Here is a 14,816-nt window from a genome sequence, read left to right on the forward strand (position 1 = left end):
AAGTATAGAATGATGAACAGAAAAGAGATTGAACTTTTATTTAGATTTAATACCATTTGTAGGAAGGATTATTTTATGCGTTCGATAATCACTATTATTAAAGAACAAATAAAAAGCTTTTATTTAGTTAGACGTTTGTCTGTGTATGAATTAAAAAGTGCGAATCGTAATCATTATTTAGGAATAATGTGGGAAATTATTAATCCAATGATTCAAATATCCATTTACTGGTTTGTATTTGGGTTTGGTATTTTTCATAGTAACGGACGTGGAAACGTGGAAATGGGCGATGAATGGGTTCCCTATTTTCCGTGGATGTTATCAGGGATTGTAGTATGGTTTTTTGTCAATCAGGCAATCACTCAGGGGTCAAAGTCCATTTATACCCGAATTAAAATGATTTCAAAAATGAGTTTTCCTATGAGTGTAATTCCTACGTATGTGATATTTGCTAAGTTTTATCAACATTTAATGCTACTTGGAGTCATCCTTGTAATGTTTCAATTTCTTGGGTACCCTATTAATATTCATTATGTACAGCTACCGTATTTTATAATAGCAACAGTTATTTTTTTAGTTACCCTATCACTTATTACATCAACATTAACAACAATTGTAAGAGATTTTCAAATGCTTATTACGTCAACAGTACGAATTTTAATTTATTTATCGCCAATACTATGGCCACCTTACCATATGCAACCAGCGATCATACAAACCATTATGAAGCTTAATCCAATCTACTATTTAGTAGAGGGATATCGTGCTTCAATACTAGGTTTATCTTGGTACCCTATTGATCATTGGCAATATACACTTTATTTCTGGGTGGTTATATTTATTCTTCTATTCATAGGTTCGATTTTACACATTAAATTTAGAGATCGTTTTGTTGATTTTCTATAATTGAAAAAGGGGATGGAGCAATGAGTCATTCCGTAGTTTTTGAACATGTAGTGAAAAAATACAAAATGTATAAAAAAAATTCAGAGAAACTATTGGATATTCTCTTTCCAGATGGTTATGGTGAAAATTTCTATGCCCTGCAAAATATCAGCTTTACAGCTGATCGAGGGGATGTCATAGGAGTTATTGGTGTGAATGGAGCGGGGAAATCGACCTTATCTAATTTGATTACTGGTGTTATTCCCCCTACCTCTGGAAAAATTGAAATTGTTGGTCAAGCATCCCTAATTGCAATTAATTCTGGTTTAAATAATCAACTAACAGGGCGAGAAAATATTGAACTCAAATGTTTAATGCTTGGATTTAATAAAAAAGAGATCCGTGCATTAATGCCAGAAATAATTGACTTTGCGGATATCGGTAAATTTATCGACCAACCAGTAAAAAGCTATTCAAGTGGAATGAAATCGCGACTAGGATTTGCCATTTCAGTTAATATTGACCCAGATATTCTTGTGATTGATGAAGCATTATCAGTAGGTGATCAAACCTTCGCTGATAAATGTTTAGATAAAATGAATGAGTTTAAGGAAAAAGGAAAAACAATTTTCTTCATCAGCCATTCAATAGGACAGGTGAAAAAGTTTTGTCAAAAGGCTCTCTGGCTTGAAGCAGGTGAAGTAAAGGCATACGGAACAATTAAAGAAATCATTCCGCAATATGAAAAATTTCTAAAAGAATACAAAGCAATGACGAAAGAAGAGCAAAGGAATTTTAAGCAATTAGTATTGGAGAAGCGAAGTAAACTAGCTGCGAAATAAATGGATGGAGTAGTTTATTTAGGAGGGTGAATACCTAAATGAACTACTCCATTTTGTCTTTAGCTCAATAAAAATCAATTAATAAACCTACGGAAACTCCAACTTAAGACCGAGGAATATTTATAGCTTTCATGTGAAAATGAAAAAAGAATAAGTTAATGAAACTAAAGCAGCATATAATCGTATTTATAATAGTCACATGAATATTGGAGTTGGTAAATATGGATTCTACAAATAAAGTACTTGCTGCTTTATGTTATTTTAGTCTGTTTTTTGCGGGTTTTATTTTTCCGCTTATTGTCTATTTTGTCAGTAATGAAAAAGAAGTCAAAAGGCATGCAGTGAGTGCGATCATTTCGCATATTATTCCGGTAATTTTTATTCCAATCGTTATATTGTCAGTATTATTTGATATAGGGGTTTTATCAATTGGAGGGTTTCCTGTATTTTTTATTGGTTTCTTTCTGCTATTCGGAGTCATCAGTTTATTTATTGTAATTTGGAATATTTATCGAGGTGTTAAGGTATTACTTTAATGACTAAGGAGGAATGGTTTATGCAAGAGAATAGAAAGCGAATTATTGAGATGGTTAAGGAAGGAAAGTTAACAACGGAAGAAGCTCTGGTTCTATTAGACTCAATCCAAAACAAGAGACAGACAGAGGATCAGAAGGAATCGGAAAAAATAGAACATACAACGTATTTTGAAGAGCAGTCTCAAAATACAAATGAAAGTTCCGAGGAAAAGTTTTCCTCTCAGTTTAATGAAGCGAAAGATAAAATCATGGATTTTGTTAATTCTGCAATGAAAAAGATTAAGGATATTGATCTTCAGTTTAATCAATCGGTTGAGTTTCCACATGTATTTCAACAAGCAAATGCAACAGTTTCCACTATTGATATTGATGTTGCAAATGGACATGTGGAAGTCAAAGCATGGGATCAACCAGACATTCGCGTAGAATGCCAAGCGAAGGTTTATCGAAAGGATAACCGTGATGAGGCAAGAGTTTTCTTTATGGATAATAGCTCTTTCTATCTTGAAAATGGTTTATTACGATTCTCGACACAATCTAAATGGATGAAAGTAGACACTGTTGTTTATGTACCACGATCAACTTATGAGAAAGCGTCTATTCGTGCTTTTAACGGTAGTGTTTTAGGTGAATCATTAGAAGTAACGGATCTACGTGCAAAAACGGCTAATGGTAAAATCCATCTTAAACAGGTGGAAACGGATAAAGTGGATATGGAAACAGCAAATGGTAAAATTTTAATCCAAGAGTCAAAGGCAAATCGATTAACAGCTGAGACGATGCATGGAAGTATAGATGTTGAAGGAAAATACCATATGGTCGATCTTCAAACATTAAATGGGAATCTAAGCTGTGTCTTAAATAATAATGAAACAGATACTCTGCATATGAAAGCTGTATCAGGAAATATTCATGTTTATGTTTCTGATGATTTAATGATTGAAGGACAATGTAAATCCAACTTAGGTAATGTAAAAGTACAATTAGAGAATATGGATGTATTAGAGGAGAAAAAAGAGGTGATGTTGAAGCAATTAAGGTTTAAACGTTCAGGTCTTACGGAAAAACCACTTCATCTTTTTGCTGAGACAAGAACGGGTACAGTATATGTGCAAAAGAATGAATTAGATGAAACAAAAGAAGAGAAGGAATAAAATCATTAAGTAAGGGGGAGGGTCTAATACGGGGTCGGCCCCCTTTATATTTTTGACACTTCCCACTAAAAATTTTATTTATAAATCTATTTTTCTAGCATAGAATAATAATAAGTGCATGTACAAGCATGTAAATGTAATCCAAAAAGTCATAGAAAAGAAAAGGTTGTTGTTCGATGAAATGGTTAATAGGTATTTTAATTAATGCCCTTTTATTTGTTGCGATGGCAGGGTATTTTGATGGATTTGAAGTTTCAAGCTTTGGTTCTGCAATCATTGCTAGTTTTATTTTATCCATCCTAAATATTCTTGTTCGACCAATTTTAATTATTTTAACGTTTCCTATTACGATTCTCACGCTTGGAATTTTTCTGTTTGTCATAAATACATTTACATTATTAATGACAGATAGAATTATGGGTGACTCATTTGATTTTGATGGTTTTGGAACTGCGTTTATAGTGGCCGTCATTATGTCTGTTGCGAATCTTATTATTCAAAAAGCTGTCTTTGATAAAAATGATCGTTGATAATGGAGGGAGATGTCTATAAAAGGGGTGACTATTAGAAGACATCTCCCTTTTTTAATAAACGCACTTTTCAAACCTTGTTGCTATCTTGATTAAGTTTAAAACTAATCATTGGATTTATTGTGCTTCAATATTTTAATCATTAACAATGATCGGATCATACCCTTTTTCTTGAAGGGCCTTTACAATTTTTTCCGCATTCTTTTTATTTGAATACGCTCCTATTTGAACCTTGTATAAGGTTTTTGTTTTTTGATTTGATGTTGTCTTTTTTTTCTTTTTTAATTTATATTGGTCGACAATTCCTTTGACTATTGCTTCAGCACAGGTTTTTTGATAGGAGTCTGTTTTGATTAGTTGTAACTCATTTTTATTTGTGTAAAATCCACATTCTGCAAGAATAGCAGTCATATTTGTTTCTCGTAGGACGTGAAAATCTGCTGACTTGACTCCCCGATTAGTCAAACCAGTTGCAATTACGAGGTTTTTTTGTACCCGCTCTGCTAACTCCAATGCTTCTTTCGGCTTTGACAAATAAACATAGGTTTCAATTCCGTTTGCATCATTCCACGTTGTTCCATTTCCAAAGGCATTTGCGTGGATGGCGACATAACAATTTACATTCAGTCGATTAGCTTTGTCTGTCCTTTCTTTTAAAGGGATATCCTCATTTTTAGAATGGGCAAAGTAAATCGTGACATTTTCATAAGCTTCTAGTAAAGTTTTTGCGTGATCAGCTACTGAACTGGTAAAAGTGAATTCTTTAAATTGATCAGGACTTCTCTTTCCTGGAGTATTTGGACCATGTCCAGCATCTAGCATAATCTTCATCATAGTCTCCTCCCTGTGTCTAATTTTCCTTTTCCCCATAACCTTTCATAATTTACCTATATATATGTTTCATTCGTCTAATTCGACACCATTGTTTTTATGATCATGTATTTAGGGTGGTGTTGTGTTGGTTGATAATGCTAAAATAAAGAAAACTGTTTGATGTGTTTTTTCTTGATAAGATGAAGAAGTAAAAAATTCAATACAGTTTCAACTATTCATGCAGTCCTGACCAGCTCTATCGTCTAGCCGCTCGAGGTCAAATAGCCTCTTTATCAGGAAATCAACATACAGAAATCCTTGGCAATAATAAAATGCGGCTTTTCCTTTTTTACTTGTATGGGCTGAGTAAGATGCTTTTCTTTTTATTTCAAATTATTAAGGAGGAGCCATTTTGGCAAAAGTTCGTGTTGAGGATATTATAAAAAAATTTGATTTAGAGTTAATTAGTGGAGAAGAAGGTATCCATCGTCCGATTACAACTAGTGATATCTCACGCCCTGGTTTAGAATTGGCAGGTTTTTTTAATTATTATCCTGCAGATCGAATCCAACTCCTTGGGATGACAGAAATTACGTTTTGTCAAAAATTAGATCCAGAGGATCGACGGATTCGCCTTGAGAAATTATGTAATGATATTACTCCAGGAATAATAATCTCAAGAGGGATGGAAATTCCCGAAGAATTGATCGAAGCATCTGAAGAATACTCTGTTCCACTGATGCGCACTCCACAGAAAACAACGCGCTTTTCTAGTCATTTAACCAATTATCTTGAATTTAAACTTGCTCCGACTACTGCTGTTCATGGCGTACTCGTTGATATATATGGGGTTGGTGTATTAATTACAGGGAAAAGTGGTGTAGGTAAAAGTGAAGCTGCTTTAGAACTTGTAAAAAGAGGTCATCGTCTTGTAGCTGATGATTGCGTAGAAATTCGTCAAGAAGATACCGATACACTTGTAGGAAATGCTCCTGACTTGATTGAGCATTTATTGGAGATTAGAGGACTTGGAATAATTAATGTAATGACATTGTTTGGTGCTGGGGCAGTAAGAAGTCATAAACGAATTACTTTAGTTGTTAATCTTGAGCTTTGGGATCAGAGTAAGCATTATGATCGTTTAGGTCTTGATGAGGAGAAAATGAAAATAATCGATACAGAAATTACAAAGCTAACGGTTCCAGTACGTCCAGGAAGGAACTTGGCCATTATTATTGAAGTGGCAGCTATGAATTTTCGCCTGAAACGAATGGGCGTAAATGCAGCTCAGCAATTTACTGATCGTCTTGCCGATGTAATTATCGATGAAGGGGATCGTGAAGAAATGTAATAGGAGTATTAAGTACCAGGGAAGGAGATTTACATATGGAGTCAACTATCAAGCCATTAAATCCAATTGCCCTCCGTCTTGGGGGACTTGAGGTTCATTGGTATGGAATTATAATAGGTATAGGAATAGCACTTGGCCTTTATTTAGTAATGATAGAATCAGAAAGACGCGGCTTAAATAAGGATACTTTTGCTGATCTATTGATTTGGGCCATTCCTATTTCAATTATTTGCGCGAGAATTTATTATGTTTTGTTTGAATGGAGTTATTATTCACAGCACCCTGGAGATATTATCAAAATATGGAATGGTGGAATAGCCATTCATGGTGCTTTGATTGGGGCAATATTGACGACAATTATTTTTTCAAGAATAAAAAATGTTTCGTTTTGGAAGCTAGCAGATATTGCAGCACCAAGTATAATTTTAGGACAAGCAATTGGTCGCTGGGGTAATTTTATGAATCAGGAAGCCCATGGTGGGGAAGTTTCTCGAGCATTTCTTGAAAATTTACATCTTCCTGATTTTATCATAAATCAAATGTATATTGATGGAACTTACTATCATCCAACCTTTTTATATGAATCCATATGGAATATTGTGGGGTTCATCCTACTTATCATGCTCAGAAAAGTAAATTTAAGAAGAGGTGAGCTTTTCTTAAGCTATGTCATCTGGTATTCGATTGGTCGTTTCTTTATTGAAGGAATGCGTACTGATAGTCTAATGTTAACAAGCAATTTGAGGATTGCTCAAGTTATTTCCATCGTTTTAATTGCTGCGGCCCTTGTTCTATGGATTGGTAGAAGGGTTACGGGTATGTCGAAAGAACATTATCGTGATTAAATACTAGGCACTGGAGAGAAGCTAATGGTTCAAACGTTCAAAACTGGTTTATTGTCAGGACTTAAAACAACTTGGACATTGGGGAAAATTATTTTTCCAGTCACATTAATCGTTGCCATTTTACAGTACACCCCGGTACTACCCTGGATTATTCAACTAATCTCGCCTTTGATGGGGATTTTTGGATTGTCTGGTGATGCAGCGATTCCTCTTGTTCTAGGAAACTTTCTGAATCTTTATGCTGGAATAGCTGGGATTTTATCAGTGGAACTTACAGTAAAGGAAGTATTTACAATTGCTGTGATGCTTTCCTTTGCTCATAATCTACTAATTGAATCAAGTGTCGCCGTTAAGGTTGGAGTAAAGGTATGGATTATGATTCTTGTTAGGGTCGGATTAGCGTTTATTTCAGCTATGATTATTAATCTTGTCTGGCATGGAGGGCAACAGACTGCTCATTATGGAATGATAGCACCACAGGAGCAACAGCTATCGGGTATTTTGGAGATTGGGTTACATGCCCTAGAAAAAGCCGCATTAGGTGTTTATCAACTAGCAATTATTGTCATTCCTCTTATGGTAGGAATCCAGCTCTTAAAGGATTTAAAGGTTTTACAATGGTTTTCGAAAATAATGTCTCCATTTACACGCATGTTGGGAATGAGGGAAAACACTTCCACTACGCTAGCTGCGGGTTTGTTATTTGGCTTGGCCTATGGAGCGGGCGTAATGATACAAGCGGTTAAAGAAGATGGTGTCAGCAAAAAAGATATTACACTTGCATTTATTTTTTTAGTTGGCTGTCATGCAGTGGTAGAGGATACATTAATTTTTGTTCCATTAGGGATTCCTGTACTACCATTATTATTTATTCGATTGGTTACTGCGATTCTTTTAACTGTCATTATCGGATTCATTTGGAATCGTAGAGTGATCGCGAAAAATAAATCTTCTAGTGCTCTTGAAAGCTAAATAGAAGAGAAAAATGGTAGTGGATATTCAGTACGCTGATTATTGAAAAACCACTTGTTATAAAAGGCTGATTTTGTATAGTATAGTTACTAGTATAAAAGGTTGAGGGCTTACAAGCTTTTTTCTCAGTGGAATGAAGTCATTGGACAGACTTTCAACCTTATTTCTAAGTTAAAATGTACCTAAATAACTAGGCTTGAGAATGGAGTCTTTTAAAGTAACGTAACGAATGTCTGCAAAATTTCAGATCGTTTCACTCGGCAGTACTTTATTTTTAGTTCAGTAAAATGAAAGGATTATTTTTATGAACAGTCATATTACAACGATTCTTTTTGATTTAGATGGAACATTAATCGATACAAATGAATTAATCATTGCTTCATTTTTACATACATTAAATAGTTACTATCCAGACCGTTATAAAAGGGAAGATGTTCTTCCTTTTATTGGACCGTCACTGTTTGTTACCTTTTCATCTATAGACAAAGATCGAACAGAAGAGATGATTCAAAAATATCGTACCTATAACATCGAGCATCATGATTCATTGGTAAAAGAATTTAAAGGTGTGTTTAAGACGATTAAAACCTTGGATAAAAAGGGATATAAATTGGGGATTGTATCTACTAAAAAAAGAGATACCGTTATTAAGGGCTTGAAGCTAATGAAACTTGATCCGTTTTTTAAAGTGATCATCTCATTAGATGAAGTAGAGCATGAAAAACCACATCCGGAACCAATTGAAAAAGCTTTAAAATTATTGAATTCTACACCACAAGAGGCAATGATGGTTGGCGATAATTATCATGATATTGAAGCAGGGAAGAATGCTGGAACTGCCTCAGTCGGTGTTGCATGGTCTGTAAAGGGACGAGAGTATATTGAGAGCTTTCAACCGGATTATATCATAGACGAAATGGCCGATCTCTTGAAGATTCTTGGAGTGACTGCTTAATGAGACGGACAACCCGTTATCCTGTTACTGGTGCTAATTCATTATGGCATGTATATAAGACGGTTCCTTTCTTAAAGGTAGTGAAGAATTTTATTATCATACAACTTGCAAGATACACACCATTTCTATCTGTGAAAAATTGGCTTTATCGAAACTTCCTGGGAATGAAAATTGGAGATAAAACTTCATTTGCATTAATGGTCATGTTGGATGTTATGTTTCCTGAAAAAATATCAGTGGGCAAAAATACTGTGATTGGCTATAACACAACGATTCTTGCCCATGAATACTTAATAAAAGAATATCGTCTAGGTGAAGTGAAAATAGGCAGTGAAGTAATGATTGGTGCCAATACAACGATATTACCTGGAGTTATTATTGGGGACGGAGCGATCGTTTCCGCAGGGACCCTTGTTCACAAAGATGTCCCTTCAGGCTCATTTGTTGGTGGCAATCCGATGAGGATTATTTATACAAAAGAAGAAATGATAGAACGTCAAAAAAATGAAAACCAGGGTGGATAACCTTTTAAAAAGGAATCCTCCTTGGTTTTCTTGAGCTAAAGGCGAAAGAAACGTTTTGTCATTATACTTAATTAGTTTACCTGTTAATCATTTTTAGTTTATATGTTATACTACAGAAGTTAACTATGTACGATTTGTGAGGGACTATCATGGCAAAAGACTCAAAGGTTAGACAGGAGAATGGAATAGTCCTGTCATTCATACCGACAGGAGAATATTATTTTAATAAAGGATTAAATGCATTTAATCGCCATGATTTGGCAGGAGCGAAAAAATATTTGGAGCGTGCGGTCCATTTAGATCCTTACGAACCGATGATTGCCTGTCAGCTTGGATTGGTCTATATGCAGTTAGAAGAATATCAACAATCTAATGAATTATTTAAACGTATTATTGATGAATTGGATCCAAGTATGGCAGAGTGTTTATATTTTTTAGCAAATAACTATGCTGAGCTTGGGCTATTTAATGAAGCTCATAAGCATGTAACTGCTTATTTAGAGGCCGATCCATACGGCGATTTTGTTGAAGATGCGGAAGATTTATTATATATTATTGGAACTGAAGACGAGGATGGCGAAGATTCTTTTTTTATAAAAGATGAATTGATTCTAAAGCAAGATAAAGCACGGCAATTATTAGAATCAGGCAATTTTCAAAAAGCAGTTGAAATTCTTAAGGGAGTTATTCAAGAGTTCCCAGATTTTTGGTCGGCATATAATAATTTAGCTTTAGGCTATTTCTATCTTGGTGAAATGGAGATGGCTGCCAAAGTATTGGATGATCTCCTTGTTAAGAATCCAGGTAATTTACATGGGATTTGCAATTTGGCAGTTTTTCTCTATCACCAGCGAAGAGATATTGAATTGGATGATTTGCTCAAAGGTCTAGAAAAAGTTCAACCAATACTAATAGAGCATCAGTACAAGCTTGGTGCAACATTTGCATTAATTGGGAGATATCAGCAGGCCTATCTATGGCTTAATAAGTTGAAAAAAATCGGATTTGATGGTGATTCTAGTTACTATTATTGGTTAGCCCAGTCTGCCCATTATACTGGCCATGAACAAACGGCAAAGAATGCGTGGAAACAAGTAGTGGAAATAAATCCTGAAAAGGCAGGACAAGAACCGTGGAATGACCTAGCAAAAATTGATGTAGGTTTTGAGGATCATGTCACTTCTACCATAAAAAAATTGCGTAGTGAATATATGGAAGAACGTTTATTTGGGATTTTTATTTTATCCAAATCTAAGCGTAAAGAAGAGATGATCGGACATCCTGACTTTAAATCATTAGAAGAGTTTTCTTTAACGGAAAAGGTTTATTTAGCCAATGTACTTGATTCCGAACTAAAAGATCAATTTGATCCAGATGGAGTAATATCTAAAGCACATCATGTTGCAAATATCCTCTATGAAAACCATCACCCAATTAGTGCAGTTTCATCTGGATTATTCCTAATGTGGTTTTCTATATTCCTCGAAGGGGTAAAAAGAGGACAAGAGTTTTCTAACCAACAAGCATTTGCTGCTGCAACAGAATATGTTTGGCACCAGTTAAAAAATGAGAAAAAATCACAAGCAGAAATCTCGAATAAATATAAAATATCAACATCTACTTTACAAAAGTATACAAAAGTTATCAGATCTTATTACCAGTAAGCAGATGTATGGACGGAAACGTCATTGTCTTATAGGATATAAGTAGTTAGGGAATGCTATCACCATCTATGTGTATAGGCGTGTAACTTTTATGACTAGGCCATTGCCTACATCTACTAAGTTATTGTCATTGTAAAAGGAGTGTTGATTGTGTCAGAGGAAAAAATTTATGATGTTATAATTGTTGGTGCGGGTCCTGCTGGAATGACCGCAGCTGTTTATACATCTCGTGCTAATTTGTCTACCTTAATGATTGAACGTGGAATTCCAGGCGGACAAATGGCAAATACCGAGGAAGTTGAGAACTATCCAGGATATGACCATATTCTTGGACCAGATCTTTCTAATAAAATGTTCGAGCATGCGAAGAAATTTGGAGCAGAATATGCCTATGGTGATATTAAGGAAATCATTGATGGAGAAGAATACAAAACCATTAATGCTGGTTCAAAGGAATATAAGGCGAGAGCCATTATTATTGCTACAGGTGCTGAGTATAAAAAAGTAGGTGTTCCGGGCGAGAAGGAACTAGGCGGACGTGGAGTTTCTTATTGTGCGGTTTGTGACGGTGCATTCTTTAAAAATAAAGAATTAGTCGTTATTGGTGGAGGAGATTCAGCTGTTGAAGAAGGAGTTTATTTAACTCGCTTTGCAAGCAAAGTTACCATTATTCACCGACGTGATCAGCTTCGAGCTCAAAAAATTCTTCAAGATCGAGCATTTGCAAATGAAAAGGTTGATTTCATTTGGAATCATACTTTGAAAGAAATTCATGAAGAAAATGGGAAAGTAAGCTCTGTTACATTAATTTCTACTGAAAACGGAGAAGAACAAGAATTTAAAACAGATGGTGTGTTTATTTACATTGGAATGGTTCCACTAACGAAACCATTTGCAAGCTTAGGAATTACAAATGAAGCAGGCTATATTGTAACGGATGAAAATATGGTGACAAAAATCCCTGGAATTTTTGCTGCTGGGGATGTTAGGGAAAAAACATTACGACAAATTGTTACTGCAACAGGTGATGGCAGTATCGCAGCACAGAATGCACAGGTTTATGTAGAAGAATTAAAAGAAAAGCTTCATGTGAAAAATAACTAAAAAGTCATATTTCTGTAATGCCGTTGAAATAATCATGGGTTAAGATATAGATAGTTGAAATTGACCCCCTTTTTTTAATAATACCCCTTTTAGCACAGGTGATGCCTGTGCTTTTTTTTGCACAGGAAACGCTTTTAAACATTGGTATGATGTAGCATATTCATCATGGGTCTTTCATTGTTAGCCATCGGGAAAGATAGTATAATATAATGAGTAGATATATGGATAAATGACTACATATTTATGATGAGTAACGAGGTGATTAATTTGCAACGTGTAACGAATTGCTTATATATAAAGAACAATAAAATTTTGCTTCTGCAAAAACCTCGTCGAAATTGGTGGGTTGCTCCAGGAGGCAAGATGGAACAAGGAGAAACCATTCGTGAATCAGTTATTCGGGAGTTTCGAGAAGAAACAGGAATTTATATAAAACAGCCCTCACTAAAAGGGATTTTTACAATTAATATAAAAGAAGGAAACGACATTATCTCGGAATGGATGATGTTCTCATTTAAAGCAACAGATGGTGATGGAACTCCTTTAGAGCAGTCTGAAGAAGGAATTCTGGAGTGGCACTCCATTGATGAAATCAATCAATTATCAATGGCAGAAGGTGATCACCATATTTTAGATTACTTAATCCATGGAAATGGAATAATTTATGGTAATTTTACTTACACTTCAGAGTTTGAATTACTATCTTATCGATTAGATCCTAGTTAATTATTTTTATTACCATTTGATATAGGGGGAGAAATTTATGAGCAGTGTTCAATTAGTGATCATAACCGGGATGTCTGGCGCTGGAAAGACAGTAGCTATTCAAAGCTTTGAAGATCTTGGCTTTTTTTGTGTTGATAACTTGCCACCGACACTGCTACCAAAGTTTTTGGAACTGATGAAGGATGCGAATAATCAAATGAATAAGGTTGCGCTTGTAATGGATTTACGCGGGCGTGAATTTTTTGATCATTTATTTAAAGCATTAGATGATTTAGCTGAAACTTCTTGGGTTTCTCCACGTATACTCTTTTTAGATGCAGATGATTCTGTATTGGTTAGAAGATATAAAGAAACAAGACGGCTACATCCCTTATCTCAGACTGGCTTGCCTTTAGAAGGTATTAAACAGGAACGGATGTTGTTAGAGGAGCTTAAGGGTCGAGCACAAATTATCTTTAATACTTCAGGGATTAAACCTAAGGAGTTGCGGGAAAAAATTCTAACAGAGTTTTCCATTAACAAACAATCGACATTTACTGTTAATGTCATGTCATTTGGATTTAAGCATGGTCTTCCAATTGATGCGGATCTAGTATTTGATGTCCGCTTCTTACCAAATCCATATTATATAGAAAACATGCGTCCAAAAACAGGATTAGATAAAGATGTATATGACTATGTTTTAAAATGGAATGAAACGAGTAAGTTTTTAGAAAAAGTGATTGATTTACTTACATTTATGCTCCCACATTATAAACGTGAGGGAAAAAGCCAGTTAGTTATTGCGATTGGGTGCACTGGTGGTCAACATCGTTCCGTAGCATTGACTGAGTATATAGCCCATCATTTTGAAAATGATTATCAGACGCGGATTACGCATCGGGATATAAAGAAAAGGAAGGAAACAACATCATGAGAATGGATGGAAAGCAACCGCGGATTGTTGTAATCGGCGGTGGGACTGGATTATCTGTTTTATTAAGAGGTATGAAAAAATATCCAGTCGATATAACAGCGATTGTGACAGTAGCAGATGATGGGGGGAGCTCTGGACGAATTAGGGATGAAATGGATATCCCTTCTCCAGGTGATATACGAAATGTCCTCGCTGCTCTTTCAGATGTAGAACCATTAGTTGAACAAATGTTTCAGCATCGTTTTAAAACATCTAATGAACTTTCCGGGCATTCATTAGGAAATTTAATTATAGCCGCTTTGACATCTATTACTGGGGATTTTGTCCATGCTATCCAAGAGATGAGCAAAGTACTAAATGTTCATGGTAAAGTTCTGCCTGCTGCAAATCAAAGTGTGATCCTTCATGCAGAGATGGAAGATGGAACAGTTATTACTGGTGAATCACAGATTCCTTTTTCAGGAAAAAGAATAAAACGCGTGTTTTTGACACCTGATGTGATTCATCCATTATCAGAAACGGTTCGTGCAATACGAAATGCCGATCTTATTATCATTGGACCAGGTAGCTTATATACTAGTATTTTACCGAATTTGCTTGTTCCAAAGCTTGGAGAAGAGGTTTGCCGTGCAAAAGCAAAAAAGGTATACATTTGCAATCTAATGACACAAGCAGGTGAAACACTTGACTTTACTGCCAGCGATCATATACAAGCCATTTATGATCATATGGGGTGTTCATTTATTGACACTGTACTTGTGAATAACGAAGAGGTACCTCCAGAAATACAGGAGAAATATAAAGAGGAGCTTGCTAAACCAGTTGTTTTTGATGTAGATCGTCTTGAAGCAATGGGATTAGAAGTTCTCTATGATCGAATTATAACTTACCAAAATGGCTATATACGCCATGATACTGAAAAGGTTGCTAAAATTATATATTCCTTGATTGACGATCAATTAAAAGAAAAAATAAAGAGTGGAAGCTGAATGTTAATGC

At 35.2% G+C, this 14,816-nt stretch carries 16 protein-coding genes; 15 read left to right on the plus strand and 1 reads right to left on the minus strand.

Annotated elements, in window-relative coordinates; all coding sequences use genetic code 11:
* Positions 1-75 precede the first annotated feature (75 nt).
* The 5 genes from NST63_RS06485 (at position 76) to NST63_RS06505 (ending at position 3,947) form a co-directional block, all read left to right on the plus strand.
* On the plus strand, positions 76-906 hold the full coding sequence (locus NST63_RS06485) for an ABC transporter permease (RefSeq protein WP_212944582.1): 831 nt from the start codon (positions 76-78) through the stop codon (positions 904-906).
* A 20-nt stretch (positions 907-926) separates the two neighbouring features.
* The gene (gene tagH / locus NST63_RS06490) at positions 927-1,727 is read left to right on the plus strand and encodes a teichoic acids export ABC transporter ATP-binding subunit TagH (RefSeq protein ID WP_212944581.1); all 801 of its coding nucleotides are present in this window, start codon (positions 927-929) and stop codon (positions 1,725-1,727) included.
* Positions 1,728-1,948: 221 nt separating this feature from the next.
* Positions 1,949-2,263, plus strand: a complete 315-nt coding sequence (locus tag NST63_RS06495; RefSeq protein ID WP_058002877.1) for a DUF4870 domain-containing protein — start codon at positions 1,949-1,951, stop codon at positions 2,261-2,263.
* A gap of 20 nt (positions 2,264-2,283) precedes the next feature.
* Positions 2,284-3,417, plus strand: coding sequence for a DUF4097 family beta strand repeat-containing protein (locus NST63_RS06500; protein ID WP_212944580.1), 1,134 nt, complete (start codon positions 2,284-2,286; stop codon positions 3,415-3,417).
* A 176-nt stretch (positions 3,418-3,593) separates the two neighbouring features.
* Positions 3,594-3,947: a phage holin family protein gene (locus NST63_RS06505; RefSeq protein ID WP_071977029.1), complete on the plus strand. Its 354-nt coding sequence runs from the start codon at positions 3,594-3,596 to the stop codon at positions 3,945-3,947.
* 135 nt (positions 3,948-4,082) lie between these two features.
* On the opposite strand, the gene NST63_RS06510 is transcribed toward NST63_RS06505, so the two are convergent.
* A complete protein-coding gene (locus NST63_RS06510) occupies positions 4,083-4,778 on the minus strand; it encodes an N-acetylmuramoyl-L-alanine amidase (RefSeq protein WP_212944579.1) in 696 nt (231 codons plus the stop codon).
* A 394-nt stretch (positions 4,779-5,172) separates the two neighbouring features.
* Between NST63_RS06510 and hprK the strand changes: the two genes are divergently transcribed.
* The 10 genes from hprK (at position 5,173) to NST63_RS06560 (ending at position 14,806) form a co-directional block, all read left to right on the plus strand.
* Positions 5,173-6,111, plus strand: a complete 939-nt coding sequence (gene hprK, locus NST63_RS06515) for an HPr(Ser) kinase/phosphatase (RefSeq protein WP_212944578.1) — start codon at positions 5,173-5,175, stop codon at positions 6,109-6,111.
* A 35-nt stretch (positions 6,112-6,146) separates the two neighbouring features.
* Positions 6,147-6,956, plus strand: a complete 810-nt coding sequence (gene lgt, locus NST63_RS06520) for a prolipoprotein diacylglyceryl transferase (protein WP_341041627.1) — start codon at positions 6,147-6,149, stop codon at positions 6,954-6,956.
* Between the two features lie 24 nt (positions 6,957-6,980).
* Positions 6,981-7,928, plus strand: a complete 948-nt coding sequence (locus NST63_RS06525) for a nucleoside recognition domain-containing protein (RefSeq protein WP_212944576.1) — start codon at positions 6,981-6,983, stop codon at positions 7,926-7,928.
* 304 nt (positions 7,929-8,232) lie between these two features.
* On the plus strand, positions 8,233-8,883 hold the full coding sequence (gene ppaX, locus NST63_RS06530; RefSeq protein WP_341041629.1) for a pyrophosphatase PpaX: 651 nt from the start codon (positions 8,233-8,235) through the stop codon (positions 8,881-8,883).
* A complete protein-coding gene (locus NST63_RS06535) occupies positions 8,883-9,407 on the plus strand; it encodes an acyltransferase (protein WP_341041630.1) in 525 nt (174 codons plus the stop codon). The genes ppaX and NST63_RS06535 overlap by 1 nt, the downstream gene beginning before the upstream one ends.
* 149 nt (positions 9,408-9,556) lie before the next feature.
* On the plus strand, positions 9,557-11,071 hold the full coding sequence (locus NST63_RS06540) for a tetratricopeptide repeat protein (RefSeq protein ID WP_341041631.1): 1,515 nt from the start codon (positions 9,557-9,559) through the stop codon (positions 11,069-11,071).
* A 150-nt stretch (positions 11,072-11,221) separates the two neighbouring features.
* Positions 11,222-12,175 (plus strand): thioredoxin-disulfide reductase, encoded by a 954-nt coding sequence (gene trxB / locus NST63_RS06545; RefSeq protein ID WP_058002867.1) that lies wholly within the window; start codon positions 11,222-11,224, stop codon positions 12,173-12,175.
* A gap of 267 nt (positions 12,176-12,442) precedes the next feature.
* Positions 12,443-12,901, plus strand: coding sequence for an NUDIX hydrolase (locus NST63_RS06550; protein WP_212944864.1), 459 nt, complete (start codon positions 12,443-12,445; stop codon positions 12,899-12,901).
* Between the two features lie 37 nt (positions 12,902-12,938).
* Positions 12,939-13,817: an RNase adapter RapZ gene (gene rapZ / locus NST63_RS06555; protein WP_212944572.1), complete on the plus strand. Its 879-nt coding sequence runs from the start codon at positions 12,939-12,941 to the stop codon at positions 13,815-13,817.
* Positions 13,814-14,806, plus strand: a complete 993-nt coding sequence (locus tag NST63_RS06560) for a gluconeogenesis factor YvcK family protein (protein ID WP_212944571.1) — start codon at positions 13,814-13,816, stop codon at positions 14,804-14,806. Before rapZ ends, NST63_RS06560 begins: the two co-directional genes overlap by 4 nt.
* Positions 14,807-14,816 lie beyond the last annotated feature (10 nt).

This window comes from Heyndrickxia sp. FSL W8-0496, from assembly GCF_038007825.1.
Lineage (GTDB): Bacteria > Bacillota > Bacilli > Bacillales > Bacillaceae_C > Heyndrickxia > Heyndrickxia oleronia.